Source organism: Mesorhizobium sp. C268A (assembly GCF_040324475.1).
Lineage (GTDB): Bacteria > Pseudomonadota > Alphaproteobacteria > Rhizobiales > Rhizobiaceae > Mesorhizobium.
Map to the genome: position 1 here is coordinate 112688 of NZ_JAMYVX010000003.1, position 24948 is coordinate 137635.

The window sequence follows — 24948 nt, forward strand, 5'->3', positions numbered from 1 at the left end:
GATTATTTCCTCTTCGCCTTCTTATCCGCGCCGTGACCGTAATAGGTCCGGGTCGGAGCGAATTCACCGAACTTGTGACCGACCATGTCCTCGTTCACCGAGACGGGAACATGCTTCTGGCCGTTGTAGACACCGAAGGTGAAGCCGACGAACTGCGGCAGGATGGTGGAGCGACGGCTCCACATCTTGATCACCTCATTGCGACCACCTTCACGAACCTTGTCCACCTTCTTGAGAAGGTAGCCGTCGATGAAGGGGCCTTTCCAAATAGAACGAGTCACTTGGCGTTACCTCTTCTTAGCTCTTGCGCTGATGGCGCGAGCGCAGGATGAACTTGTCGGTCGCCTTGTTGGACCGCGTCTTCTTGCCCTTGGTCGGCTTTCCCCACGGGCTGACCGGATGACGGCCACCGGAGGTGCGGCCTTCACCACCGCCATGCGGATGGTCGACCGGGTTCATGGTCACGCCGCGATTGTGCGGGCGCTTGCCGCGCCAGACCGTGCGGCCGGCCTTGCCGTCGTTGATGTTTCCGTGGTCGGGGTTCGACACGGCGCCGACGGTGGCCATGCAGGAGCCGTGAACGACACGCTGCTCGCCCGAGTTGAGGCGCAGGATCGCCATGCCCTGATCGCGACCGACCAGCTGGCCGTAGCCACCTGCCGAGCGAGCAACCTGGGCGCCCTTGCCCGGCTTCAGCTCGATGTTATGGACGATCGTGCCGACCGGCATCGAGGCCAGCGGCATCGCATTGCCCGGCTTCACGTCGACCGATTCACCGGCCACGATCTTGTCGCCGGCGGCAAGGCGCTGCGGAGCGATGATGTAGGACAGCTCGCCATCGTCATACTTGATCAGCGCGATGAAGGCGGTGCGGTTCGGATCGTATTCAATGCGCTCGACCGTGCCGACGACGTCGAACTTGCGGCGCTTGAAGTCGATGATGCGGTACGAACGCTTGTGACCGCCGCCGATGAAGCGGGCCGTGATGCGGCCGTGATTGTTGCGGCCGCCCGACTTCGTCAGGCCTTCGGTCAGGCCCTTGACGGGCTTGCCCTTGTAGAGGCCCGAGCGGTCGACGATGACCAGCTGGCGGGTGCTCGGCGTTACCGGGTTGAATTTTTTAAGTGCCATTGTCCTGTCCTCGCGGCCTAGCTCAGAGACCCGTCGCGACGTCGATCGACTGGCCGTCGGCCAGCGTCACGATCGCCTTCTTGACGTCGCTCTGGCGGCCGATCGTGCCGCGGAAGCGCTTGATCTTGCCCTTGCGGACAAGCGTGTTCACGGCCGTAACCTTGACGCCAAACAGCGCTTCGACAGCGGCCTTGATTTCCGGCTTCGACGCCTTCTTGGCGACGTTGAAAACAACCTGGTTGTTCTCGGAAGCCATGGTCGACTTTTCGGTGATCGCCGGCGAGACGATCACGTCGTAATGACGGAGGTCGGTCATTTAAAGCGCTCCTCGAGAGCCTCGACGGCGGCCTTCGAAAGGACCAGCGTGCCGCGGCGCAGAATGTCGTAAACGTTGATGCCCTGGATGGGCAGCACGTCGATGTTCGGGATGTTGGTCGCCGCCAGCTTGAAGTTCTGGTCAAGCTCGGCACCGCCGATCACCAAGGCGTTGGTCAGGCCCAGCGTCGCGAAATTCGCGATCAGCGCCTTCGTCTTGGCCTCGGTCAGCTTCAACTCGTCGATGATGATGATCGACGCGCTCTTGGCCTTGGCCGAGAGAGCATGCCGCAAACCCAGAGCGCGCACCTTCTTCGGCAGATCGTGCTCGTGGCTGCGAACGACCGGGCCGTGGGCCTTGCCGCCGCCGCGGAACTGCGGAGCGCGTGCCGAATGGTGACGGGCGCGGCCCGTACCCTTCTGCTTGTACATCTTGGCGCCGGTGCGCGCGATTTCGGCGCGGCCCTTGGCCTTGTGCGTGCCCTGCTGGCGCTTGGCCAGCTGCCAGCGCACGACGCGCTGCAGGATGTCCTCGCGCGGATCAAGGCCGAAAATCTCCTCGGAGAGTTTCACCTTGCCGGCGTCCTTGCCGCCGAGCGTTGTGATCTTGAGATCCATTATTCTGCTCCCTCTGCGGCCGGAGCCTCGTTCGTGGCAGCGCTCGCTGCAGCAACCGGGCGGATCGCGGCAGGCTTCGGCGCATTGGCCGGCAGTGCCACCTTGGCCGCATCGCGGACCAGGATCCAGGCGCCCTTCGATCCGGGAACCGCACCGCGGATCAGGATCAGGCCGCGATCGGCGTCGGTCGAAACGATCTCGACATTCTGTGTGGTGACGCGGGTGTCGCCCATGTGGCCAGCCATATGCTTGCCCTTGAACACTTTGCCCGGATCCTGACGCTGGCCGGTCGAACCGTGCGTACGGTGCGAAACCGAGTTACCGTGCGTCGCGCGGCCACCACCCATGTGGTGGCGCTTGATGACGCCCTGGAAACCCTTGCCGATCGTCGTGCCCGTCACATCGACCTTCTGGCCGGCGACGAAGTGCTCGACGGTGATCTCGGCGCCGACATCGATCATGTTGTCGGCGGAGACGCGGAACTCGGCGACCTTCGCCTTCGGCTCGACGGAAGCGGTCGCGAAATGGCCGCGCATCGCCTTCGACGTGTTCTTTACCTTGGCAAGGCCAACGCCGAGCTGGACGGCCGTATAGCCGTTCTTCTCCTGCGTGCGCTGAGCCACGACCTGGCAGTTCTCCATCTGGAGAACGGTGACGGGAACATGTTCCCCGGCATCATTATAGATGCGGGTCATTCCCACCTTCTTTGCAATCACACCTGAACGCATCGGTTCAATTCCTTTAGAGTTCCGGGCCAGGGGCACCGCCCCTTACCGCGCTCTCATTCCCTTAGAGCTTGATCTCGACGTCGACACCGGCGGCCAGATCGAGCTTCATCAAAGCATCGACCGTCTGCGGGGTCGGATCGACGATGTCGAGCAGACGCTTGTGCGTGCGCATCTCGAACTGCTCGCGGCTCTTCTTGTCGACGTGAGGCGACCGGTTGACCGTGAACTTTTCGATCCGCGTCGGCAGCGGAATGGGGCCGCGGACGTTTGCTCCGGTGCGCTTGGCCGTCGACACGATTTCTTTCGTCGAGGCGTCGAGCACGCGGTGATCAAACGCCTTCAGGCGGATGCGGATATTCTGTCCGTTCATGCGTCACTTCCTTGTTCTGGCGCGGCGCGGGCAAATCCTGCGCCCGCGACAGATCGGTTTAAGTCCAAATTACTCTTTGATGGTGACGACGATGCCGGCACCGACGGTGCGGCCGCCTTCACGGATGGCGAAGCGCAGCTTCTCTTCCATGGCGATCGGCACGATCAGCTCGACATCGACCGTGATGTTGTCGCCGGGCATAACCATTTCCGTGCCTTCCGGCAGCGACACGATGCCGGTCACGTCGGTCGTGCGGAAGTAGAACTGCGGACGGTAGTTGGTGAAGAACGGCGTGTGACGGCCACCTTCGTCCTTGGTCAGGATGTAGGCTTCGGCCACGAACTTCTTGTGCGGCTTCACCGTACCGGGTTTAGCCAGAACCTGGCCGCGCTCGACACCTTCACGATCAACGCCGCGCAGCAGCGCGCCGATGTTGTCGCCGGCCTGGCCCTGATCGAGCAGCTTGCGGAACATCTCGACGCCCGTGCAGGTCGTCTTGGTCGTCGGACGGATGCCGATGATTTCCAGTTCCTCGCCGACCTTGACGATGCCGCGCTCGACGCGGCCGGTCACGACCGTGCCACGGCCCGAGATCGAGAACACGTCTTCAATCGGCATCAGGAACGGCTTGTCCAGCGGACGAACCGGCGTCGGGATGTAGGCATCGACCGCAGCCATCAACTCGCGGATCGCGTCTTCGCCGATGGTCTTGTTGGAATCTTCCAGAGCAGCCAGAGCCGAACCCTTGACGATCGGAATGTCGTCGCCGGGGAACTCGTTCTTCGACAGAAGCTCGCGAACCTCGAGCTCGACCAGTTCGAGCAGCTCGGCGTCGTCGACCTGGTCGACCTTGTTCAGGAACACCACGATCGACGGCACGCCGACCTGACGGGCAAGCAGGATGTGCTCGCGGGTCTGCGGCATCGGGCCGTCGGCGGCCGACACGACCAGGATCGCGCCGTCCATCTGCGCGGCGCCGGTGATCATGTTCTTCACATAGTCGGCGTGGCCGGGGCAGTCGACATGGGCGTAGTGGCGCGCAGCCGTCTCGTATTCGACGTGCGCCGTCGAAATCGTGATGCCGCGGGCCTTCTCTTCGGGCGCCGCATCGATCTGGTCGTAGCGCTTGTACTCGCCAAAATACTTCGTGATCGCCGCCGTCAGCGACGTCTTGCCATGATCGACGTGGCCAATCGTGCCAATGTTCACATGAGGCTTGTTACGCTCGAATTTACCTTTTGCCATGTGATGTCTCCAATCTGCTCGCCCGTACGGGCCTTGAATTAAGTTACCGATGCAACCCGTTCAGGTTACGCGTATTTCTTCTGGACTTCCTGGGCGACCGCGGTCGGCACAGGCTCATAGTGATCGAACTGCATCGTGTAGGCCGCGCGGCCCTGGCTCATCGAGCGCAGGTTGTCGACGTACTTGAACATGTTGGCCAGCGGCACCATCGCGTTGATGACGACAGCCACGCCACGCGCTTCCTGGCCCTGGATCTGGCCGCGACGGCCGTTCAGGTCGCCGATGACGCTGCCTACATAGTCTTCCGGCGTCACGACTTCGACCTTCATGATCGGCTCGAGCAGCTGCACGCCAAGCTTGGGTGCGGCTTCACGGAAGCAGGCGCGGCCGGCGATTTCGAAGGCCAGAACGCTGGAGTCCACATCGTGGTAAGCGCCGTCGATAAGCGTCGCCTTGACGCCGATCATCGGGAAGCCCGCGAACGGACCCGACGACATGACGCTGTTGATGCCCTTTTCGACACCCGGGATGTATTCCTTGGGAACCGCACCGCCGACAATCTTGGTCTCGAACTCGAACTCCGAGCTTTCCGGGTTCGGTTCGAACACGATCTTGACGCGGGCGAACTGACCGGTACCGCCGGTCTGCTTCTTGTGGGTGTAGTCCTGCTCGTGCCTGCGGGTGATCGTCTCGCGGTAAGCCACCTGCGGCGCGCCGACATTGGCCTCGACCTTGAACTCGCGGCGCATGCGGTCGACGATGATGTCGAGGTGAAGCTCGCCCATGCCCGAAATGATGGTCTGGCCGCTTTCCTCGTCGGTCTTGACGCGGAAGGACGGATCCTCGGCGGCCAGGCGGTGAAGGGCCAGGCCCATCTTTTCCTGGTCGTTCTTGGTCTTCGGCTCGATGGCGATCTGGATGACCGGATCGGGGAATTCCATGCGCTCGAGGATGACCGGGTGCAGCGGATCGCTGAGCGTGTCGCCGGTGGTCGTGTCCTTGAGGCCAGCCAGAGCGACGATGTCGCCGGCAAAGGCTTCTTCGACGTCGGCGCGCGAATTCGCATGCATCTGCAGCATGCGGCCGATGCGCTCTTTCTTGCCCTTGACGGTGTTATCGACCGAGATGCCCTTGGTCAGCTTGCCCGAATAGATGCGGGCAAAGGTCAGCGAACCGACGAACGGGTCGTTCATGATCTTGAAGGCCAGCATCGACAGCGGCTCGTTGTCGTCGGCATGACGCTCGATCTCGGCGTCGGTCTTGGCGTCGACGCCCTTGATGGCGGGAACATCGGCCGGCGACGGCAGATATTCGACGACGGCGTCGAGCAGCGGCTGCACGCCCTTGTTCTTGAAGGCCGAGCCACAGAACATCGGGTAGAACTTGACCGCGATGGTGCCCTTGCGGATCAGGGCGCGGATCTCGTCATTCGACGGCATCTTGCCTTCGAGGTAATTCTCGAGGGCCGTCTCGTCCATTTCGACGGCGGCTTCGATCATCTTCTCGCGGTATTCTTCGGCCCGGGCCTGAAGGTCGGCCGGGATCTCGACGACGTCCCAGGCAGCGCCCAGCGTCTCGTCGCGCCAGACCAGCGCGTTCATCTCGACGAGATCGACGACACCCTTGAACTCGGTCTCAGCGCCGATCGGCAGTTGCATGACGACGGCATGCGCACCAAGACGCGAGCCGATCATCTCGACCGAGCGGTAGAAGTCGGCGCCGATCTTGTCCATCTTGTTGCAGAAGATCATCCGCGGAACTTTATACTTGTCGGCCTGGCGCCAGACGGTTTCCGTCTGCGGCTCGACACCGGCATTGGCATCGAGCAGCGCAATGGCGCCGTCGAGCACGCGCAGCGAACGCTCGACCTCGATGGTGAAGTCGACGTGCCCGGGAGTGTCGATGATGTTGAAGCGGTACATCTTGCCGCTGCGACCCTTCCAGAAGGTCGTGGTGGCGGCGGACGTGATGGTGATGCCGCGCTCCTGCTCCTGCTCCATCCAATCCATGGTGGCAGCGCCGTCGTGGACTTCGCCGATCTTGTGCGACTTGCCCGTGTAATAGAGGACGCGCTCGGTGGTCGTCGTCTTGCCGGCGTCAATATGCGCCATGATACCGAAATTGCGGTAGTCTTCGATTTTGTATTCGCGGGCCATCGTGGATGCCTTCTCAGTCTCGTTCGCGCTTTACCAGCGGTAGTGCGCGAAAGCGCGGTTGGCTTCTGCCATCTTGTGGGTGTCTTCACGCTTCTTCACGGCGGTGCCGCGGTTGTTGGCCGCGTCCATCAACTCGCCGGAGAGGCGGTCGACCATGGTGGTCTCGTTGCGGTTGCGCGCAGCTGCAATCAGCCAGCGGATCGCCAGGGCCTGGCGGCGCTCGGGGCGCACATCGACCGGAACCTGGTAGGTAGCGCCGCCGACGCGGCGCGACCGGACTTCCACATGCGGCGCGACATTGTCGAGCGCCTGATGGAAGACGGTGACCGGCTCCTGCTTGGTCTTCGACTGAACCTGGTCGAGCGCACCGTAGACGATGGTCTCGGCAACCGACTTCTTGCCGTCATACATGACGGCGTTCATGAACTTGGTGACGATCAGATCGCCGAACTTCGGGTCCGGATTGATCTCACGCTTTTCTGCACTGTGACGACGCGACATGGCTTTTGTCTCTCAATCTCGTAGCCCGACGCATTCAAGCAGCGCCAGGGCCGGAAAATCTTACTTCGGACGCCCCTTACTTCGGACGCTTGGCGCCGTACTTCGAACGGCGCTGCTTGCGGTTCTTCACGCCCTGCGTGTCGAGCACGCCGCGGATGATGTGGTAGCGCACGCCCGGAAGATCCTTGACGCGGCCGCCGCGGATCATGACCACGGAGTGTTCCTGAAGGTTGTGGCCTTCGCCGGGGATGTAGCCGATCACTTCAAAGCCGTTGGTCAGGCGGATCTTGGCCACCTTGCGCAGTGCCGAGTTCGGCTTCTTCGGCGTCGTTGTATAGACGCGCGTGCAGACGCCCCGCTTCTGCGGGTTCTGCTGCATGGCCGGGACCTTGTTGCGCTTCACCGGCGCAATGCGCGGCTTGCGGATCAGCTGGTTGACGGTAGGCATTAAACCCTCTTGTCTCTCAATTCCGTGTCTCGCCCGGTCAGGGCCGCTCAAAGCGCCAATTCCATACGCAAATTCGGGCCATAAACCGCGCCTCGCGGTCCTGCCCGAACAAAATGCAGAGGAAGCGGGAACCGCTTCATGCGCGCCGGAAATGTCTTTTCGCTCGTAAAACGAACCCTGTTTGAGGCAAACTCCAAAGCGTGTCGCTTCGGAAGGGAGAGCCTCACATCGGTTCTGACTGGGCGGCTTCTACTCGCAAGACCGTGAACCGTCAACCCCGGCACGCCAAATATTGCGCGCTGACGACGGCTTGGCAGCCATGCGAAAAACGCATGTAATTTTCTTTCTTCGTTTTGCAAGGCAGAGGAAGAAAGTGACCGGGGCAGACAAGAAAGTGACCGGCTTTTGGCTGTCATGCGCGGGTTCTTCATGGCAAAAGGCGCCATGGACAGCCCAAAACCCCTCGCCCGCCCCCGTCTCAAGAGGAATCAGCCCGTGAACGACAATGAGGAACGCCCGGTCACCATCGTCACCGGCCGGGTCTGGAAAAAGAAGGGCGGCAAGCCGGAAGGCGTCCATGTGATGCTGGTTGCGCCCGACGACGATTCGGCCGTGCGCCGGGTGCTCGAATCGCTTGCGGCCGAAGGCTATGCCGAAGTCGAGCTCGACCAGATCGGCGATATGGACGGCGAACCCGACGAGGAGCCGCATCTGTCAGCCTTTCAGGGTGCCCTCGAAGGTGAGGTGTCGATCGTCACGTTTGACGTGCCGCTCTGAGCGTCACAGGCTGCTTGCGCCTGTACCGCGCCGGCTTGCCCGGCACCGGTTCTCTGCTAAGAACCAAGCGACTTAACAAGCCAAATTCGAATCCGCGGAGTTCCCATGCCCTCGAACAATGGTCCCATCAAGCTCGGCATCGTCGGCGTCGGCAAGATCGTGCGCGACCAGCATCTGCCGGCAGTGGCCAAGGATGCGGACTACCGCCTCATCGCCGCCGCCAGCCGGCACGGCAAGGTGGACGGCATCCCGAATTTTCCGACCATCGAGGCGATGCTCGACGCGGTGCCGGAACTCGAGGCCGTGTCGCTGTGCATGCCGCCGCAGTTCCGCTACGACGCGGCACGCACCGCGCTGATGGCGAAGAAGCATGTTTTCCTGGAGAAGCCGCCGGGCGCCACGGTCAGTGAGGTCGAGGACCTGAAGCAGCTGGCGGCAGCCAATGGCGTTTCATTGTTCGCCAGCTGGCATTCGCGCTACGCGCCGGCAGTGGAGGCCGCGCGCGCCTTCCTAGCGGCGGCCAAGGTCAACTCGGCTGCTATCGTCTGGAAGGAAGATGTCCGCCGCTGGCATCCGAACCAGGATTGGATCTGGGCGCCGGGCGGTTTCGGCGTCTTCGATCCCGGCATAAACGCACTGTCGATCGCAACCCACATCCTGCCGGCGATGTTCATCACCTCGGCCGTCCTCGACTTCCCGGAAAACCGCGCCTCGCCTGTGGCGGCCCACGTGACCTTCCGTACCTCGGATGGGTTGCCGGTGACCATGGAGCTCGACTGGCTGCAGACGGGACCACAGAGCTGGGACATCCTGGCCGACACGGACAAGGGCAAGATGGTGCTGTCCGGCGGCGGCACCAAGCTCGCCATCGACGGCAAGGTGGTTCACGACGAGCCGGAGGCCGAATATCCCCAGCTTTACCGGCGCTTCGCTGAAATCGTACGCGCCGGCGTCTCCGATGTCGATTTGGCACCCCTGCAGCACGTGGCCGACGCCTTCATGCTCGGCAAGCGCAATGTGGTGGGAGCGTTCTTCGATTGAACGATGAGTTCTGCCGGACCGCAGTCCGGACACTCACCATGCAGCCTTACTCGACGATCGCAATCGCAAACCCGTCATAGCCTTTGGCGCCGACGGTCTGGATGGCGGTGCCGTCCAGGCGCTTGTCGCCGCCGATGAAGGAAAACGCACCGCGTGCGCCTTCGACATAGGCATCACGGCCATCGTCGTTGAGCACGGTGCCGTCGCGGATGACGTTGTCGCAGATGATGACCGTCCCCGGCCGCGACAGGCGCATGGCCCATGACAGATAATTCGGGTTGTTCGGCTTGTCGGCGTCGATGAAGATCAGATCGAACGGACCGGCATTTTCGGCAGCCAGCGTCTCAAGCGACTGAAGCGCGGGGCCGATCCTGAGCTCGACCTTGTCCGACACCCCTCCCCGCTCGAGATTCGAGTGCGCGACTTTTGCATGATGCGGCTCGAGTTCGAGCGTCACGATCTTGCCGCCGACGGGCAATCCCCTTGCCATCCAGATGGTCGAGTAGCCGCCAAGCGTGCCGATCTCCAGCACCTTCCTGGCGCCGCTGATGCGGACCAGCAGCGACAGCAGCTTGCCCTGCGCCGGCGATACGTCGATGGCCGGCAGGCCCTGGTCGCGGTTGGCCGCAAGCACCGCGTCAAGGACGGGATCCACCTCGAAGAGAGAGGAAACGATGTAGTCGTCGACGTCAGTCCAAACCTTCTTGCTCATGTTTTCCTCGATTCGATTAGGGGTCAAAACGCGAAAAGGGGCCACTGGGGCCCCCTTCCTTCTTCTCGTCCTGCCGCGCTTACTGCGCGGCGTTGACCATGTCGGTCAGCATCGGCTCGGCGACCTCGACACCGGAGGCCTTGCGGCGCTCGTCGATGATCAGTTCGTCGCGCGAGGTGGCGATGCGCCGGATCTGGCTCATCGTGCCGCCGGTACCGGCCGGGATCAGCCGGCCGACGATGACGTTTTCCTTCAGGCCCTGCAGCATGTCGGTCTTGCCGGCAACCGCAGCTTCGGTCAGCACCCTGGTCGTCTCCTGGAAGGAGGCGGCCGAGATGAAGGACGGCGTCTGCAGCGAGGCCTTGGTGATGCCCAGCAGCACCGGCTGGCCTTCGGCCGGCTTCTTGCCGTCCTCGACCAGGCGCTCGTTGACCTCTTCCAGTTCGATCACGTCGACGTGGTCGCCCGGAATGTAGGTCGAGTCGCCCTGCACCGTGATCTCGACCTTCTGCAGCATCTGGCGAACGATCACCTCGATGTGCTTGTCATTGATCGACACGCCCTGCAGACGGTAGACTTCCTGGATTTCGTTCACGAGGTAGGAAGCAAGTGCTTCCACGCCCTTGATCGCCAGGATGTCGTGCGGCGCCGGATTGCCGTCGAGGATGTAGTCGCCCTTCTCGATGACGTCGCCGTCCTGGAGATGGAACGGCTTGCCCTTCGGGATCAGGTATTCGACCGGCTCAAGCGTCGAGTCATGCGGCTCGATGATGATGCGGCGCTTGTTCTTGTAGTCGCGGCCGAAGCGGATCGTGCCATCGATCTCGGCGATGATGGCGTGATCCTTCGGACGACGTGCCTCGAACAGTTCGGCAACACGCGGCAGACCGCCGGTGATGTCCTTGGTCTTGGCGCTTTCCATTGGGATACGCGCCAAAACGTCGCCGGGACGAACCTGCGAACCCGGCTCGACCGAAAGAATGGCCTCTACCGAGAGCAGGAAGCGGGCGTCGCCGCCCTTCGACAGCTTGCCGACCTTGCCCTTGGGGTCAAGGATGGCGATCGCCGGCTTGAGGTCGTTGCCGCGTGGCGTCGAGCGCCAGTCGATGACCTCGCGCTTGGTGATGCCGGTCGATTCGTCGGCCGTTTCCTGAACGGAAATGCCGTCGACCAGATCCTCGTACGACACCTTGCCCTCGATTTCGGTAAGGACAGGGCGGGTATAGGGATCCCATTCGGCGATACGCTGGCCCCGCTTCACCTTGTCGCCATCGTCCACGAAGATGCGCGAACCATAGGTAAGGCGATGCGAGGCACGCTCCTTGCCGGCTTCGTCGAGGATCAGCACCGCCATGTTGCGGCCCATGACCATCTGCTGGCCGTCCGAGTTGCGCACCACGTTGCGGTTGCGGATCTCGACCTTGCCCTCATACGAGGCTTCAAGGAACGAGCTGTCCACCACCTGCGCCGTACCGCCCATGTGGAAGGTACGCATGGTGAGCTGGGTGCCCGGCTCGCCGATCGACTGCGCCGCGATGACGCCGACGGCTTCGCCCTGGTTGACCGGAGTGCCGCGGGCAAGATCGCGTCCGTAGCAGACCGCGCACACGCCAATCCTGACCTCGCAGGTCAGTGCCGAGCGAATGCGGACCGACTGCACGCCGGCCTTTTCGATCTTTTCCACGTCACGCTCGTCCATCAGGGTTCCGGCCTTGACAAGAACCTCACCCGAAACCGGGTGCGTGATGTCGTCGAGCGAGGTGCGGCCCAGCACGCGCTGGCCGACCGAAGCGACGACCTGACCGGCATCGACGATCGGCTGCATGGTGAGGCCCTTGTCGGTGCCGCAATCCACGGAGTTGACGATGCAGTCCTGCGCCACGTCGACCAGACGACGGGTGAGGTAACCCGAGTTCGCCGTCTTCAAGGCGGTGTCGGCCAGACCCTTGCGGGCGCCGTGGGTCGAGTTGAAGTACTCGAGCACGGTCAGGCCTTCCTTGAAGTTCGAGATGATCGGCGTCTCGATGATTTCACCCGAGGGCTTTGCCATCAGGCCGCGCATGCCGGCGAGCTGACGCATCTGGGTGGGCGAACCACGCGCACCCGAATGCGACATCATGTAGATCGAGTTCATCGGCTTTTGACGGCCACTGTCCTCGAACTCGACGGCCTTGATGCGGGCCATCATCTCGTCGGCGACCTTTTCCGAGCACTTCGCCCAGGCGTCGACGACCTTGTTGTACTTCTCGCCCTGCGTGATCAGGCCGTCATTGTACTGCTGCTCGTATTCCTTGGCCAAAGCCTCGGTGTCGGAAACCAGCTTGATCTTGGCGTCCGGGATCAGCATGTCGTCCTTGCCGAACGAAATGCCGGCGCGGCAGGCGTGGCTGAAGCCGAGGGCCATGATGCGGTCGCAGAAAATGACCGTCTCCTTCTGACCGCAGTGGCGGTAGACGGTGTCGATCATCTTGGAGATGTTCTTCTTGGTCATCTCCTGGTTGGCCGTCTCGTAAGGCACATTGACGTTCTTCGGCAGCAGCTCGCCGATGATCATGCGGCCAGGCGTGGTGTCGTAGATTTTCGACACGACCTTGCCTTCGGCGTCGACCGTGCGGAAACGACCCTTGATCTTGGAGTGCAGCGTCACCGCCTTGGTCTCGAGCGCGTGCTGGAGTTCGCCCATGTCGGCAAACACCATGCCTTCGCCCGGCTCGTTCTGATTGACGATCGAGAGATAGTAGAGACCCAGGACCATGTCCTGCGAAGGCACGATGATCGGCGCGCCGGAAGCCGGGTGCAGGATGTTGTTGGTCGACATCATCAGCACGCGGGCTTCAAGCTGCGCTTCCAACGAGAGCGGCACGTGAACGGCCATCTGGTCGCCGTCGAAGTCGGCGTTGAAGGCCGTGCAGACCAGCGGATGCAGCTGGATCGCCTTGCCTTCGATCAGGATCGGCTCGAACGCCTGGATGCCGAGGCGGTGCAGCGTCGGTGCACGGTTCAAGAGCACCGGATGCTCGCGGATGACCTCGTCGAGGATATCCCAGACTTCCGGACGCTCCTTCTCGACCAGCTTCTTGGCCTGCTTGACGGTCGAGGAGAACCCCTTGGCGTCGAGGCGGGCGTAGATGAACGGCTTGAACAGTTCGAGCGCCATCTTCTTCGGCAGGCCGCACTGGTGCAGCTTGAGCTCCGGACCGGTGACGATGACCGAACGGCCCGAATAGTCGACGCGCTTGCCGAGCAGGTTCTGGCGGAACCGGCCCTGCTTGCCCTTCAACATGTCGGACAGCGACTTCAGCGGACGCTTGTTGGCGCCGGTGATGACGCGGCCGCGACGGCCGTTGTCGAACAGCGCATCGACGGCTTCCTGCAGCATGCGCTTTTCATTGCGCACGATGATGCCGGGCGCGCGCAGCTCGATCAGCCGCTTCAGGCGGTTGTTGCGGTTGATGACGCGGCGATAGAGATCGTTCAGGTCGGACGTCGCGAAACGGCCGCCATCCAGAGGAACCAGCGGGCGCAGGTCCGGCGGGATCACCGGAACCACCTTCATGATCATCCATTCCGGACGGTTGCCGGACTCCATGAAGTTCTCGACGACCTTGAGCCGCTTCAGATACTTCTTCTGCTTCAGCTCGGACGTGGTCGAAGCCAGTTCCGAACGCAGGTCGCCGGCGATCTTCTCCAGGTCCATGCCGGCCAGAAGGTCATGAATGGCCTCGGCGCCGATCATGGCGGTGAACGAATCCTCGCCATACTCGTCGACGGCGATCATGTACTCTTCCTCGCTGAGCAGCTGGTGCTCCTTCAGCGCGGTGAGGCCAGGCTCGGTGACGATGTAGTTCTCGAAGTAGAGGACGCGCTCGATGTCCTTCAGCGTCATGTCGAGCAGTGTGCCGATGCGCGACGGCAGCGACTTCAGGAACCAGATGTGAGCGACAGGTGCCGCCAGCTCGATGTGGCCCATGCGTTCGCGGCGAACGCGCGACAGCGTGACTTCGACGCCGCACTTTTCGCAGATGACGCCCTTGTACTTCATGCGCTTGTACTTGCCGCACAGGCATTCATAGTCCTTGATCGGGCCAAAAATGCGCGCGCAGAACAGACCGTCACGCTCCGGCTTGAAGGTGCGGTAGTTGATGGTCTCCGGCTTCTTGATCTCGCCGAACGACCAGGACAGAATCTTCTCAGGGCTGGCGAGCGATATCCGGATGGAATCGAACACCTGCGCCGGCGCCTGCGGATTGAAGAGATTCATGACCTCTTGGTTCATGCCGTTCTCCTTTTCGGGGTCCTCGAAAACCCCTTGCATCTAACGCGGGCCAAATGCCCGCTGAGTGGTCGGCCCACTGGCCGTAGAATTTGTTGCATCCGGTCGCGGCGTTCCGCGACCGGATGTCTTGCTTACTCGGCCGCGCCCCTATTCGGCAGCATCTGGCAGCCGGACAGGGTTGTCGTCGAGCTTGGTATTCTCCAGCTCGACATTGAGGCCGAGAGACCGCATTTCCTTGACGAGCACGTTGAAGCTCTCGGGAATGCCGGCCTCGAACGTGTCGTCGCCGCGCACGATCGCCTCGTAGACCTTGGTGCGGCCGGCGACATCGTCCGACTTCACCGTCAGCATTTCCTGCAGCGTGTAGGCGGCGCCATAGGCTTCCAGCGCCCAGACCTCCATTTCGCCGAAGCGCTGGCCACCGAACTGCGCCTTGCCGCCCAGCGGCTGCTGGGTAACGAGCGAGTAGGGACCGATCGAACGCGCGTGGATCTTGTCGTCCACCAAGTGGTGAAGCTTGAGCATATAGATATAGCCCATCGTCACCTTGCGATCGAACGGCTCGCCGGTGCGTCCGTCATAGAGCTGCGACTGACCGCTGGTGTGCAGGCCCGCCTGCTCCAGCATGATGTTGATGTCGACTTCATGCGCGCCGTCGAACACCGGTGTCGCGATGGAGACGCCGCGGCGCATCTGCTCGCTGAGGCGAACGATGCTCTCGTCGTCATATTCGCGGACCGGCTCGTTGCGGTCGTTGGCCGGGATGAAGCTCTCGAGCGTCTTGCGCAACGGCTTGATGTCTCCAGCCGTCTTGTAGGCGTCGATAAGCTCGCCGATCTTCTTGCCCATGCCCGCGCATGCCCAGCCCAGATGCGTTTCCAGGATCTGGCCGACATTCATGCGGCTCGGCACACCCAGCGGGTTGAGCACGATATCGGCATGCGTGCCGTCCTCGAGGAAAGGCATGTCCTCGACCGGAACGATCCGCGAGACGACACCCTTGTTGCCGTGACGTCCCGCCATCTTGTCGCCCGGCTGCATCTTGCGCTTCACGGCCACGAAGACCTTGACCATCTTCATGACGCCCGGAGGCATTTCGTCGCCGCGCTGGACCTTCTCGACCTTGTCCATGAAGCGCTGCTCGAGCGCCTTCTTGGAATCGTCGTACTGGCCACGCAGGGCTTCCAGTTCGCTCTGGAGCTTTTCGTTCTCCACTGCAAACTGCCACCACTGCGAACGCGGATACTCGTCCAGCGTGTCCTTCGACAGCTTCGAGCCCTTCTTGAAGCCCTTCGGCCCGGCAATCGCTTCCTTGCCGACGAGAACGTCGGAAAGGCGCGAATAGACGTTGCGGTCGAGGATCGCCTGCTCGTCGTCGCGGTCCTTGGCGAGGCGTTCGATCTCCTCGCGTTCGATCGCCATGGCGCGCTCGTCCTTCTCGACGCCGTGGCGGTTGAACACGCGCACTTCGACGACTGTGCCGAAGGTGCCCGGAGGCATGCGCATCGAGGTGTCGCGAACGTCGGACGCCTTTTCACCGAAGATGGCGCGCAGGAGCTTTTCTTCCGGCGTCATCGGGCTTTCGCCCTTCGGCGTGATCTTGCCGACCAGGATGTCGCCCGGCTGCACTTCCGCGCCGATATAGACGATGCCGGCTTCGTCGAGGTTCTTCAGCGCTTCTTCCGAAACGTTCGGAATGTCGCGTGTGATTTCCTCCGGTCCAAGCTTGGTGTCGCGGGCCATGACCTCGAATTCCTCGATGTGGATCGAGGTGAAGACGTCGTCGGCCACGATGCGCTCGGAGAGCAGGATCGAGTCCTCGTAGTTGTAGCCGTTCCACGGCATGAACGCGACCAGCACGTTGCGGCCGAGCGCCAGATCGCCGAGCTCGGTCGACGGACCGTCGGCGATGATGTCGCCCTTGTTGACGCGGTCGCCCATGCGCACCAGCGGACGCTGGTTGATGCAGGTGTTCTGGTTCGAACGCTGGAACTTCATCAGCCGGTAGATGTCGACGCCCGACTTGCCGGGATCGAGATCTTCCGTGGCGCGGATGACGATACGCGTCGCGTCCACCTGGTCGACGATGCCGCCGCGGCGGGCGCCGATGGCGGCGCCCGAGTCACGGGCAACGATCGGCTCCATGCCGGTGCCTACGAACGGCGCTTCGGCGCGCACCAGCGGCACGGCCTGACGCTGCATGTTGGAGCCCATCAGCGCGCGGTTGGCGTCGTCGTTCTCGAGGAACGGGATCAGCGCCGCGGCCACGGACACCATCTGCTTGGGCGACACGTCCATCAGATCGACGTTTTCGCGCGGCGCCATCATCACTTCGCCGGCGCTGCGGCAAATGACGAATTCGTCGACGAAACCACCATTCTTGTCGAGCTCGGCATTGGCCTGCGCGACGTGGTGCTTGGACTCTTCCATAGCGGAGAGATAGACGACCTCATTGGTCAGCTTGCCGTTGACGATCTTGCGGTACGGGCTTTCGATGAAGCCGTACTTGTTGACGCGCGCGAAGGTCGCCAGCGAGTTGATCAGACCGATGTTCGGGCCTTCCGGCGTCTCGATCGGGCAGATGCGGCCGTAATGCGTCGGGTGCACGTCCCGCACTTCGAAGCCGGCGCGCTCGCGGGTCAGACCGCCCGGTCCAAGTGCCGACAGGCGGCGCTTGTGGGTGATCTCCGACAGCGGGTTGGTCTGATCCATGAACTGCGACAGCTGCGAGGAACCGAAGAACTCGCGTACGGCGGCAGCCGCCGGCTTGGCGTTGATCAGGTCCTGCGGCATCACCGTGTCGATCTCGATCGAGGACATACGTTCCTTGATCGCGCGCTCCATGCGCAGCAGGCCGACGCGGTATTGGTTCTCCATCAGCTCGCCGACAGAACGCACGCGGCGGTTGCCGAGATTGTCGATGTCGTCGATCTCGCCCTTGCCGTCGCGCAGCTCGACCAGCGTCTTGACCACGGCCAGGATGTCGTCCTTGCGCAGCACGCGCACGGTATCCTCAGCCTTGAGCTCGAGGCGCATGTTCATCTTGACGCGGCCGACGGCCGACAGGTCGTAGCGCTCCGAGTCGAAGAACAGCGAGTTGAACATGGCTTCGGCGGTTTCAAGCGTCGGCGGCTCGCCCGGGCGCATGACACGGTAGATGTCGAACAGTGCGTCCTGGCGGCTCTCGTTCTTGTCGACGTTGAGCGTATTGCGGATGTAGGCGCCGACATTGACGTGGTCGATGTCGAGAACCTTGATCTCGCTTTCGCCCGTGCCGAGCAGCACCTTCAGCGTCTTTTCGTCGATCTCGTCGCCGGCTTCGAGGAAAATCTCGCCGGTGCCGTAGTTGACGATGTCCTCGGCCAGGTAATTGCCGAGCAGATCCTCGTCGGTCGCCTTGATCGCCTTCAGACCCTTTTCGCCAAGCGCCCTTGCCTGGCGGGCGGTGATCTTCTTGCCGGCCTCGACGACAACTTCGCCTGTGTCGGCATCGACGAGGTCGCCAACGGCCTTGAGGCCGCGGAAACGCTCGACGTTGAACGGGATGCGCCAGTGGTCGCCGGCGCGCTTGTAGGTGATCTTGTTGTAGAAGGTCGACAGGATCTCTTCGCCGTCCATGCCGAGCGCCATCAAGAGCGACGTCACCGGAATCTTGCGGCGGCGGTCGATGCGGGCATGCACGACGTCCTTGGAATCGAACTCGATGTCGAGCCACGAACCGCGATAGGGAATGACGCGCGCCGCAAACAAAAGCTTGCCCGAGGAGTGCGACTTGCCCTTGTCATGGTCGAAGAAGACGCCCGGCGAACGGTGCATCTGCGAGACGATGACGCGCTCCGTGCCATTGACGATGAAGGTGCCGTTGAGCGTCATGAGCGGCATGTCGCCCATATAGACGTCCTGCTCCTTGATGTCCTTGATCGACTTTGCGCCGGTATCCTCGTCGATATCGAACACGATGAGGCGCAGCGTCACCTTGAGTGGCGCGGCATAGGTCAGGTCGCGCTGACGGCATTCGTCAACGTCGAATTTCGGTCCTTCGAACTCATACTTCACGAACTCCAGCATCGAGGAGCCGGAGAAATCGGAGATCGGGAAAACCGACTTGAAAACGGCCTGCAGTCCCTCGTCCGGACGCCCACCCTTGGGCTCCGCCACCATCAGGAACTGGTCATAGGATGCTTTTTGAACCTCGATCAGGTTCGGCATCTCCGCAACTTCCGGAATCTTTCCGAAGAACTTGCGTACGCGTCTGCGGCCATTGAAAGTCTGGGTCTGGGCCATCGTCGCTCCTTAGCTATAAACTCGGGGCGAGCCTCGCCGCGGCTCACCTTGCATGCGCGGCCACCTCGGCGGCGGCCCCTGATCTGTTTCCCGCCGCCTGGCGGCGACGGCTAAAACGGGTGAAAACCCGTTTCCTGAAGGCCGGTTTCGGCCCTCAGGAAAGAGGTTCTCGTACATCTCGCGCTACGCATCCTCCCCTCTGATGAAGGGAGTGGCGGGCGGCGCGAGGCCGCCCGCCGCTTTTACGCTTACTTCAGGTCGACCTTGGCGCCGGCTGCTTCCAGCTGGGCCTTGAACTTCTCAGCGTCAGCCTTGGAAACGGCTTCCTTGACCGGCTTCGGAGCTGCTTCGACCAGATCCTTGGCTTCCTTGAGGCCCAGGCCGGTGATGGCGCGGACTTCCTTGATGACGTTGATCTTCTGAGCGCCTGCCTCGGTGAGGACGACGTCGAATTCCGTCTTTTCCTCAGCCGGAGCAGCAGCAGCGGCAGCGCCGCCGGCAGCGGCAACCGCCACCGGAGCAGCAGCCGAAACGCCCCACTTTTCTTCCAGAAGCTTCGACAACTCGGCCGCCTCGAGGACGGTCAGCTTCGAAAGGTCGTCTACGATCTTTGCCAGATCAGCCATTGTTGTATTCCTTCATCAGGTTCGAACGTGTGTTTGTGATAGCGAGGAACGGCCTCATGCCGCCTCGTCCTTCCGGGCGTAAGCGCCGATGACGCGCGCGACCGAAGCCGCTGGCGCATTGACGATCTGGGCGATCCGGGTTGCCGGCGTGGCGATCATGCCAACCAGCCTGGCGCGCAGCTCATCGAGCGACGGAAGTGTGGCGAGTGCCTTCACACCGTCGGCGTTGAGCGAGGTGGTGCCCATTGCGCCGCCGAGAATGACCAACTTGTCATTTCCCTTGGCGAAATCGGACGCGACCTTCGGCGCCGCAATCGGATCCTCCGAATAAGCGATCAGCGTCTGTCCCTTGAACAGGTCGATGATCGATGCGGAGTCCGTGCCCTGAAGAGCGATTTTGGCGAGACGGTTCTTCGCGACTTTGACGGTGCCACCGGCAGCGCGCATTTTCGACCGAAGGTCGTTCATTTGCGCGACGGTGATACCGGCGTAGTGGGCCACGACGACTGAACCAGCGCCTGCAAAAGCACCATTCAGGCCCGTGACGAGTTCGCGTTTTTCCGCTCTGTCCACTGCCTATCTCCAGTTGACCCCTGCCCCGCTAGTGGGACAGGCGTCGGGTTGCCTTTTTGCCGGCCGGGCCATCCATTACAGATCTCCCGAACGACGCTCGAGGATCCTGCCCCCTTTCGCCACATCGACGGCAAGCCGGAGATGCGCAGACAAAAGGCAAACACGGTTCGAACCTTTCATTGGAGCTTGTCGCTCCGTTGTCCGGTTTTCACCCGTCTCATGCAGGCCCAATTCAATTAAGGCTTCTGGGCCGCCTGCAATCTCGGACAGGATGTCCGGAAGCCTCTCGACTTCCGGTACCGGGCCGCCGACAAGTCGGAGGCCCGGAATTCACTTGCGGATCAGCGCCTTGGCAGCCGATCCAGATGTTCGTATCAAGACGCTGCGAGCGTCGAGACGTCGAGCTTGAGGCCCGGGCCCATCGTCGAGGTGACCGACACCTTCTTGACGTAGTTGCCCTTGGCGCCAGCCGGCTTTGCCTTGGTCACGGCATCGGCGAAGGCGCGGACGTTTTCTTCCAGCGCCTTGACGTCGAACGAGACCTTGCCGACGCCGGCATGAACGATGCCGGCCTTCTCGACGCGGAACTCGACAGCGCCGCCCTTCGATGCCTTGACGGCGGCGGCGACGTCGGTGGTGACGGTGCCGACCTTCGGGTTCGGCATCATGCCGCGCGGGCCCAGCACCTTGCCCAGACGGCCGACCAGCGGCATCATGTCCGGCGTGGCGATGCAGCGATCGAAGTCGATCGTGCCCTTCTGGACGATGTCGACCAGATCCTCGGCACCGACGATGTCGGCGCCGGCGGCGCGAGCCTCATCGGCCTTGCCGCCACGTGCGAACACGGCGACGCGGACCGAGCGGCCGGTGCCGTTCGGCAGGTTGACCACGCCGCGGACCATCTGGTCGGCATGGCGCGGGTCGACGCCGAGGTTCATCGCCACTTCGATGGTCTCGTCGAACTTCACCGTCGAACGGTCCTTGAGCAGCTTCAGCGCCTCACCAAGGGCATAGGCCTTGTTGGGGTCGATGCCGTCACGGGACTTCGATACACGCTTTGCAATCTTTGCCATGATCTCAGCCCACCACTTCCAGACCCATCGAGCGGGCGGAGCCCTCGACCATGCGCATGGCCGCCTCGACGTCGTTTGCGTTCAGATCCTTCATCTTCTGTTCGGCGATGGCGCGCACCTTGTCGCGGCCGATCGTGCCGGCCTTGATCTTGCCCGGCTCTTTCGAACCTGACGTCAAGTTCGCCGCCTTTTTCAGGAAGTAGCTCACCGGCGGCGTCTTCATGACGAAGGTGAAGGACTTGTCCTGGTAATAGGTGATGACGACCGGGATCGGCGATCCCTTTTCCATTTCCTGGGTCTGCGCGTTGAACGCCTTGCAGAATTCCATGATGTTGATGCCGCGCTGGCCAAGTGCCGGGCCGATCGGCGGAGACGGCGTAGCCGATCCCGCTTTGACCTGGAGCTTGAGCTGGCCTGCAATTTTCTTAGCCATCTCTTTCCTGCCTTTATCTCATGCCGGCCCCAGTATCGGGAACACCGGCGGTTGCAGTCTGGTGGTGCGGTCCGCGCGGCCGGCTAAAGCCGCATTCGCCTCCCACCCGTTCATGGCCGCGCGCTTTCCGCGCCGCCTCCCCTTGCCGGCGAACCGGCGCAGGGTTTTCGGATCAGCCCTTTTCGACCTGTCCGAATTCCAGATCGACCGGCACGGCGCGCCCGAAGATCGAAACTTCCACCTTGAGCCGCGCCCGCTCCTCGTCCACTTCCTGGACGAAACCGTTGAACGAGGCGAACGGACCATCCGAAACGCGGATCGCCTCGCCGATCTCGAAAGTGACCGAGGGCTTCGGCCGCTCGACGCCTTCCTGAACCTGGTTCAGGATGCGCTGCGCCTCGGCTTCGGTGATCGGCACCGGCTTGGAGTCACCGAGGAAGCCGGTGACCTTCGGCGTGTTCTTGACCAGCGAGAACACCGCATCGGTCAGATTGGCCTTGAGCAGCACATAGCCCGGAAAGAACTTGCGCTCGGCATCGACCTTGCGGCCGCGGCGGATTTCGACGACCTTCTCGGTCGGCACCACGATCTGCTCGATATCGGCGGACAGGCCCTTCTGCTTGGCCTTGTTCTCAATGTCCTCGGCGACCTTCTTTTCGAAGTTCGAATAGGCGTGGACGATGTACCAGCGCGCGGTCATTTCAAGACTTCTCCGTAATCGCCGGACTTAATGGCCGAGGCTCAGTAACCGCTCGATCGCGTAGCCCATGGCCACGTCGGCGGTGAAGAAAAAGATCATCGCGATGACCGCGAATACGAGCACCATCACCGTCGAGATCATCGTCTCCCGGCGCGACGGCCAAGTCACCTTGGCGGTCTCCGCGCGGACCTGCTGGAGAAAGACGAAAGGATTTGTGGTTTTCGAAGCCATATGCCGCTCTGTCTTCAAGACCCGTTGGCCGGGTCTCCTGGATGATCCCGCTGGCCGGGACGTGCCGCCTGGGTTCAAGTCGGCGCCGAATCAGCGCCATTTCGCCCATGCAAATCGGACGCGTAAAGCCGGCTTCCCAGCTCCACGCGTCGCGTGTCTGTTGTGTCTACATAAAACCGATTCTTGATCCACGCAAGTGGCAAGTGTCCGCTTTATGACCAAACGCCGCCTCGGAACCATCCAGTCGTCCCGTCCCGGCTATCGAGGCCTTATGCCTCAGTTCGCCCAATATGGCAAGCCACCTGCCCTTTTTCAATGCCGGACCCCAATTCCAGGAGGTGGATCCGGAAATCAGGCACGCGATTACAAGTTCGAGGAAATGGCGTTGCGGACGAACCTGCGACCTGCTGTTTTGGAAACCAAATGAAGCGCACGCAAGATTGGAATCCAGCTGCCCATGCCGAGGCAGCTGGATCAACCCAGGGTTAGTTAGGCACAGGCGAGTTCGACCCCGGCCACTGCGCCGATTCCGCATGGTGGGCGTGGGCGCGGCGCGATCACTGCCGGGCACGGGGGCGGGTCGTCGTCATCGTCGGGGCGGAAAGAACGGCCACGACGCCGCCAAGCTTTGAGACCGCTGCGGCGCGAGGAGGGTCGCCAAGGCAGCACCCGGCCTGAAGTCTCTTTCCCCAGCGTGGGTTTCTCATCCAGAGCCTTCAACGCCCTCAGAATCTGGTCGACAGGGATTACCGTGCCGTTGTCCAGGCGGCGCAAGGCAGGCTGGTTTTCCACCGCGCAGGCATCGGACGCCCACGAGGAAAGCAGTGCCCGCTTTTCTCCACGGCTGAGGCGTGGATGGTTGATGACGTCGTCTGGATTGTCGAGCAGGCACAAAGAAGTTTCAATTTTGCCCGAGCGTGCCGCAGAAAGTGTCGGTGTCTCGTAGAAGTTGTCCATCTCCATTCTCCGCAATCTGGGCCTCCCGGCCGAAGCCGGGAGGCGGACCGCAGGGATAACTGAATCGATACGATCAGGCCGCATTGCGGGTGCGTTCCGTATCCTGGGCGATCTGCTTGCCGCCCACCTGGGCGTCGCCGGCCCCGATGCTGATGCGGCGCGGCTTCAGCTCTTCGGGAATCTCACGGACGATGTCGATGGTCAGGAGACCGTTCTCAAGGTTTGCTGCCTTGATCTTCATGTGGTCGGCAAGTTTAAACGTCTGCCTGAAAGTGCGGTAGGCGATGCCCTGGTGCAGCAGCTGGCGTCCGCTCTGGTCATCAGCCTTCTGGCCTACCACGACCAGTTCGGGTCCATGCTGGGTCAGCTCAACCTCATCCTGGCTGAAGCCTGCGATGGCCATCGAGATACGGTGATCGTTCTCGTCGACCTTCTCGATGTTATAGGGCGGCCAGTCCGGACGCGTGCCGCTGTCGAGCATGTCGAAAAGCCGGTCGAAACCGACGGTGGTCCGATAGAGGGTATCAAAGGTTCTCATAGCCACATCCTCCTTGAAGCAACATGGGTACAAGGGCGCCGCCCCAGCGGCGGCGCCTTTTGCCAAGCCAATCGGCCTCGGGGGGAAACGAATTAGGAAGGGCTGAAAACCGGTTCAAGAGCCCTATTCAAAAAAATTCCAGTAGCCAGGCCAGCATCCCGCTTCCAATAATTCGCAGCCGCTGAAAAGCAGCTGGCGGCAGCAAAATAGGCCTATTCTGAATTGTGAACGCAAATGGCAATTGGCTCGCCAATGGCAGTTGAATCAAGGAAATCGGTTCGTGGAAATACGCCGACTTCGGCATTGCGCATCAGCGCTCTCGCTCTGCGCATGCCTTCGGAACGTCGCTCGTCGAGTACGCGGCTTCAGCCCAACCAAACGGGGAGCCAAAACAAGGCGTTTCTAAAATGCCGGATTCCAACGAGGAAAATGGCACGGGCAGCAGGGCTCGAACCTACGACCTGCGGTTTTGGAGACCGCCGCTCTACCAACTGAGCTATGCCCGTACGCGCGTTTCAGCGCAGGCGCTTCCTAAAAGCTTCCGGGCGCGCTGTAAAGAGTTGTCTGACGCGCTTTCAGATCCTTTGCCAAAATCCGAATAGGTGATGACCAGCCTGTCCCTGCCTATCTCGATTTTTCGCCTGCCTGAAGCCGCATGCCGGCGCTCAGCCCCCGGCCGGCGGCTTGTACGGCCCGCCCGGCACGCCCCAGCCCCAGGCCGGCATCGGTTCGGTCTGCGGGTCGCAGGTCTCGCCGAGGGTGGAATTCATCTTGGCAAGCCGTGACCCCCATTCGACATAGCCCATGAAGGCGGAACGGAATTCGGGATCGTCCGGCAGCCCGACCGCATCGGCGGCATCGGCAAGCAGGCTGATCCAGCGGCGGCGCTGTTCTTCCGTCAGATGCTTGCCCAAGTGATGCATGACCATCTCGCGATGGCCGCCATGCTGTTCGCTGTAGGTCTTGGGTCCGCCAAAAACCTCGCCGATGAAGGCCGCGACATGCGCGGGATGATCCGGCGACATGTGTTTGAACACTGGGCCGACCACCGGGTCGCGCGACACCTTGTCGTAAAAGGTTTCCGTCAGCCGGTTGAGGGCTTCGATGCCGCCGGCCCATTCGTAGAGTGTCGGGATATCCTGGCTCATTCTCGATCCTCCCCCGGGCGACGCCTGCCACGACTTTAGCGGAGAAATCGGGCATGGCTCAACCTGC

General features: G+C 62.1%; 24 protein-coding genes and 1 tRNA gene. 2 read left to right on the top strand and 23 right to left on the bottom strand.

What is annotated here, in order from left to right:
* Positions 1-2: 2 nt before the first annotated feature.
* From rpsS to rpsL, 10 genes are all read right to left on the bottom strand, one after another.
* Positions 3-281 carry a 30S ribosomal protein S19 gene (gene rpsS / locus NKL06_RS27425; RefSeq protein WP_006205463.1) on the bottom strand — a complete coding sequence of 93 codons (279 nt, stop codon included), beginning with the start codon at positions 279-281 and terminating at the stop codon, positions 3-5.
* A 16-nt stretch (positions 282-297) separates the two neighbouring features.
* A complete protein-coding gene (rplB, locus tag NKL06_RS27430; protein WP_023706515.1) occupies positions 298-1131 on the bottom strand; it encodes a 50S ribosomal protein L2 in 834 nt (277 codons plus the stop codon).
* Positions 1132-1153: 22 nt separating this feature from the next.
* On the bottom strand, positions 1154-1447 hold the full coding sequence (locus tag NKL06_RS27435; RefSeq protein ID WP_023672751.1) for a 50S ribosomal protein L23: 294 nt from the start codon (positions 1445-1447) through the stop codon (positions 1154-1156).
* The gene (rplD, locus tag NKL06_RS27440) at positions 1444-2064 is read right to left on the bottom strand and encodes a 50S ribosomal protein L4 (protein WP_023672750.1); all 621 of its coding nucleotides are present in this window, start codon (positions 2062-2064) and stop codon (positions 1444-1446) included. The genes NKL06_RS27435 and rplD overlap by 4 nt, the downstream gene beginning before the upstream one ends.
* Positions 2064-2792: a 50S ribosomal protein L3 gene (gene rplC, locus NKL06_RS27445; protein WP_023691244.1), complete on the bottom strand. Its 729-nt coding sequence runs from the start codon at positions 2790-2792 to the stop codon at positions 2064-2066. Before rplC ends, rplD begins: the two co-directional genes overlap by 1 nt.
* Positions 2793-2853: 61 nt before the next feature.
* Complete coding sequence (rpsJ, locus tag NKL06_RS27450; protein ID WP_010909272.1) at positions 2854-3162, bottom strand: 30S ribosomal protein S10; 309 nt, start codon at positions 3160-3162, stop codon at positions 2854-2856.
* Between the two features lie 69 nt (positions 3163-3231).
* Positions 3232-4407: an elongation factor Tu gene (gene tuf, locus NKL06_RS27455; RefSeq protein WP_023723394.1), complete on the bottom strand. Its 1176-nt coding sequence runs from the start codon at positions 4405-4407 to the stop codon at positions 3232-3234.
* A 65-nt stretch (positions 4408-4472) separates the two neighbouring features.
* Positions 4473-6563: an elongation factor G gene (fusA, locus tag NKL06_RS27460; RefSeq protein WP_023667430.1), complete on the bottom strand. Its 2091-nt coding sequence runs from the start codon at positions 6561-6563 to the stop codon at positions 4473-4475.
* A 30-nt stretch (positions 6564-6593) separates the two neighbouring features.
* Entirely contained in the window at positions 6594-7064 is a 471-nt protein-coding gene (gene rpsG / locus NKL06_RS27465) for a 30S ribosomal protein S7 (RefSeq protein ID WP_008875664.1), read from the bottom strand.
* A gap of 76 nt (positions 7065-7140) precedes the next feature.
* A complete protein-coding gene (gene rpsL / locus NKL06_RS27470) occupies positions 7141-7512 on the bottom strand; it encodes a 30S ribosomal protein S12 (protein ID WP_006333356.1) in 372 nt (123 codons plus the stop codon).
* Between the two features lie 495 nt (positions 7513-8007).
* On the opposite strand from rpsL, the gene NKL06_RS27475 reads away from it, so the two are divergent.
* Together NKL06_RS27475 and NKL06_RS27480 are read left to right on the top strand one after the other, a co-directional pair.
* The gene (locus tag NKL06_RS27475) at positions 8008-8289 is read left to right on the top strand and encodes a hypothetical protein (protein ID WP_023694876.1); all 282 of its coding nucleotides are present in this window, start codon (positions 8008-8010) and stop codon (positions 8287-8289) included.
* Positions 8290-8394: 105 nt separating this feature from the next.
* Complete coding sequence (locus NKL06_RS27480) at positions 8395-9330, top strand: Gfo/Idh/MocA family protein (RefSeq protein ID WP_023694877.1); 936 nt, start codon at positions 8395-8397, stop codon at positions 9328-9330.
* A 46-nt stretch (positions 9331-9376) separates the two neighbouring features.
* On the opposite strand, the gene NKL06_RS27485 is transcribed toward NKL06_RS27480, so the two are convergent.
* The 13 genes from NKL06_RS27485 to NKL06_RS27545 all read right to left on the bottom strand — a co-directional run bounded on the left by NKL06_RS27485 (position 9377) and on the right by NKL06_RS27545 (position 24881).
* The gene (locus NKL06_RS27485) at positions 9377-10042 is read right to left on the bottom strand and encodes an O-methyltransferase (RefSeq protein ID WP_023694878.1); all 666 of its coding nucleotides are present in this window, start codon (positions 10040-10042) and stop codon (positions 9377-9379) included.
* 79 nt (positions 10043-10121) lie between these two features.
* Positions 10122-14318, bottom strand: coding sequence for a DNA-directed RNA polymerase subunit beta' (gene rpoC / locus NKL06_RS27490; RefSeq protein WP_023667434.1), 4197 nt, complete (start codon positions 14316-14318; stop codon positions 10122-10124).
* Positions 14319-14465: 147 nt separating this feature from the next.
* Complete coding sequence (gene rpoB, locus NKL06_RS27495; RefSeq protein ID WP_023686024.1) at positions 14466-18602, bottom strand: DNA-directed RNA polymerase subunit beta; 4137 nt, start codon at positions 18600-18602, stop codon at positions 14466-14468.
* 248 nt (positions 18603-18850) lie between these two features.
* Positions 18851-19228 (bottom strand): 50S ribosomal protein L7/L12, encoded by a 378-nt coding sequence (gene rplL, locus NKL06_RS27500; protein WP_023667436.1) that lies wholly within the window; start codon positions 19226-19228, stop codon positions 18851-18853.
* Between the two features lie 54 nt (positions 19229-19282).
* Positions 19283-19801 carry a 50S ribosomal protein L10 gene (rplJ, locus tag NKL06_RS27505; protein WP_023667437.1) on the bottom strand — a complete coding sequence of 173 codons (519 nt, stop codon included), beginning with the start codon at positions 19799-19801 and terminating at the stop codon, positions 19283-19285.
* A 374-nt stretch (positions 19802-20175) separates the two neighbouring features.
* Entirely contained in the window at positions 20176-20874 is a 699-nt protein-coding gene (gene rplA / locus NKL06_RS27510) for a 50S ribosomal protein L1 (RefSeq protein ID WP_023667438.1), read from the bottom strand.
* A 4-nt stretch (positions 20875-20878) separates the two neighbouring features.
* Entirely contained in the window at positions 20879-21307 is a 429-nt protein-coding gene (rplK, locus tag NKL06_RS27515) for a 50S ribosomal protein L11 (RefSeq protein ID WP_006333334.1), read from the bottom strand.
* Positions 21308-21479: 172 nt separating this feature from the next.
* Positions 21480-22007 carry a transcription termination/antitermination protein NusG gene (gene nusG / locus NKL06_RS27520; RefSeq protein WP_006333333.1) on the bottom strand — a complete coding sequence of 176 codons (528 nt, stop codon included), beginning with the start codon at positions 22005-22007 and terminating at the stop codon, positions 21480-21482.
* Between the two features lie 27 nt (positions 22008-22034).
* Positions 22035-22238 (bottom strand): preprotein translocase subunit SecE, encoded by a 204-nt coding sequence (gene secE / locus NKL06_RS27525; protein ID WP_023667439.1) that lies wholly within the window; start codon positions 22236-22238, stop codon positions 22035-22037.
* Between the two features lie 489 nt (positions 22239-22727).
* Positions 22728-23195, bottom strand: coding sequence for a hypothetical protein (locus NKL06_RS27530; protein ID WP_023807396.1), 468 nt, complete (start codon positions 23193-23195; stop codon positions 22728-22730).
* A 73-nt stretch (positions 23196-23268) separates the two neighbouring features.
* A complete protein-coding gene (locus NKL06_RS27535) occupies positions 23269-23733 on the bottom strand; it encodes an Hsp20 family protein (RefSeq protein ID WP_023694879.1) in 465 nt (154 codons plus the stop codon).
* A 430-nt stretch (positions 23734-24163) separates the two neighbouring features.
* Positions 24164-24239 (bottom strand) — tRNA-Trp (locus tag NKL06_RS27540).
* A 159-nt stretch (positions 24240-24398) separates the two neighbouring features.
* Positions 24399-24881 (bottom strand): group II truncated hemoglobin, encoded by a 483-nt coding sequence (locus NKL06_RS27545; protein WP_023694880.1) that lies wholly within the window; start codon positions 24879-24881, stop codon positions 24399-24401.
* Positions 24882-24948: the final 67 nt, after the last annotated feature.

Coding starts and splice junctions, on each gene's coding strand:
- rplB (WP_023706515.1), bottom strand. CDS start 1,131: ATGGCACTTAAAAAATTCAACCCGGTAACGCCGAGCACCCGCCAGCTG.
- NKL06_RS27435 (WP_023672751.1), bottom strand. CDS start 1,447: ATGACCGACCTCCGTCATTACGACGTGATCGTCTCGCCGGCGATCACC.
- rplD (WP_023672750.1), bottom strand. CDS start 2,064: ATGGATCTCAAGATCACAACGCTCGGCGGCAAGGACGCCGGCAAGGTG.
- rplC (WP_023691244.1), bottom strand. CDS start 2,792: ATGCGTTCAGGTGTGATTGCAAAGAAGGTGGGAATGACCCGCATCTAT.
- rpsJ (WP_010909272.1), bottom strand. CDS start 3,162: ATGAACGGACAGAATATCCGCATCCGCCTGAAGGCGTTTGATCACCGC.
- tuf (WP_023723394.1), bottom strand. CDS start 4,407: ATGGCAAAAGGTAAATTCGAGCGTAACAAGCCTCATGTGAACATTGGC.
- fusA (WP_023667430.1), bottom strand. CDS start 6,563: ATGGCCCGCGAATACAAAATCGAAGACTACCGCAATTTCGGTATCATG.
- rpsG (WP_008875664.1), bottom strand. CDS start 7,064: ATGTCGCGTCGTCACAGTGCAGAAAAGCGTGAGATCAATCCGGACCCG.
- rpsL (WP_006333356.1), bottom strand. CDS start 7,512: ATGCCTACCGTCAACCAGCTGATCCGCAAGCCGCGCATTGCGCCGGTG.
- NKL06_RS27480 (WP_023694877.1), top strand. CDS start 8,395: ATGCCCTCGAACAATGGTCCCATCAAGCTCGGCATCGTCGGCGTCGGC.
- NKL06_RS27485 (WP_023694878.1), bottom strand. CDS start 10,042: ATGAGCAAGAAGGTTTGGACTGACGTCGACGACTACATCGTTTCCTCT.
- rpoC (WP_023667434.1), bottom strand. CDS start 14,318: ATGAACCAAGAGGTCATGAATCTCTTCAATCCGCAGGCGCCGGCGCAG.
- rpoB (WP_023686024.1), bottom strand. CDS start 18,602: ATGGCCCAGACCCAGACTTTCAATGGCCGCAGACGCGTACGCAAGTTC.
- rplL (WP_023667436.1), bottom strand. CDS start 19,228: ATGGCTGATCTGGCAAAGATCGTAGACGACCTTTCGAAGCTGACCGTC.
- rplA (WP_023667438.1), bottom strand. CDS start 20,874: ATGGCAAAGATTGCAAAGCGTGTATCGAAGTCCCGTGACGGCATCGAC.
- rplK (WP_006333334.1), bottom strand. CDS start 21,307: ATGGCTAAGAAAATTGCAGGCCAGCTCAAGCTCCAGGTCAAAGCGGGA.
- nusG (WP_006333333.1), bottom strand. CDS start 22,007: ATGACCGCGCGCTGGTACATCGTCCACGCCTATTCGAACTTCGAAAAG.
- secE (WP_023667439.1), bottom strand. CDS start 22,238: ATGGCTTCGAAAACCACAAATCCTTTCGTCTTTCTCCAGCAGGTCCGC.
- NKL06_RS27530 (WP_023807396.1), bottom strand. CDS start 23,195: ATGGACAACTTCTACGAGACACCGACACTTTCTGCGGCACGCTCGGGC.
- NKL06_RS27535 (WP_023694879.1), bottom strand. CDS start 23,733: ATGAGAACCTTTGATACCCTCTATCGGACCACCGTCGGTTTCGACCGG.
- NKL06_RS27545 (WP_023694880.1), bottom strand. CDS start 24,881: ATGAGCCAGGATATCCCGACACTCTACGAATGGGCCGGCGGCATCGAA.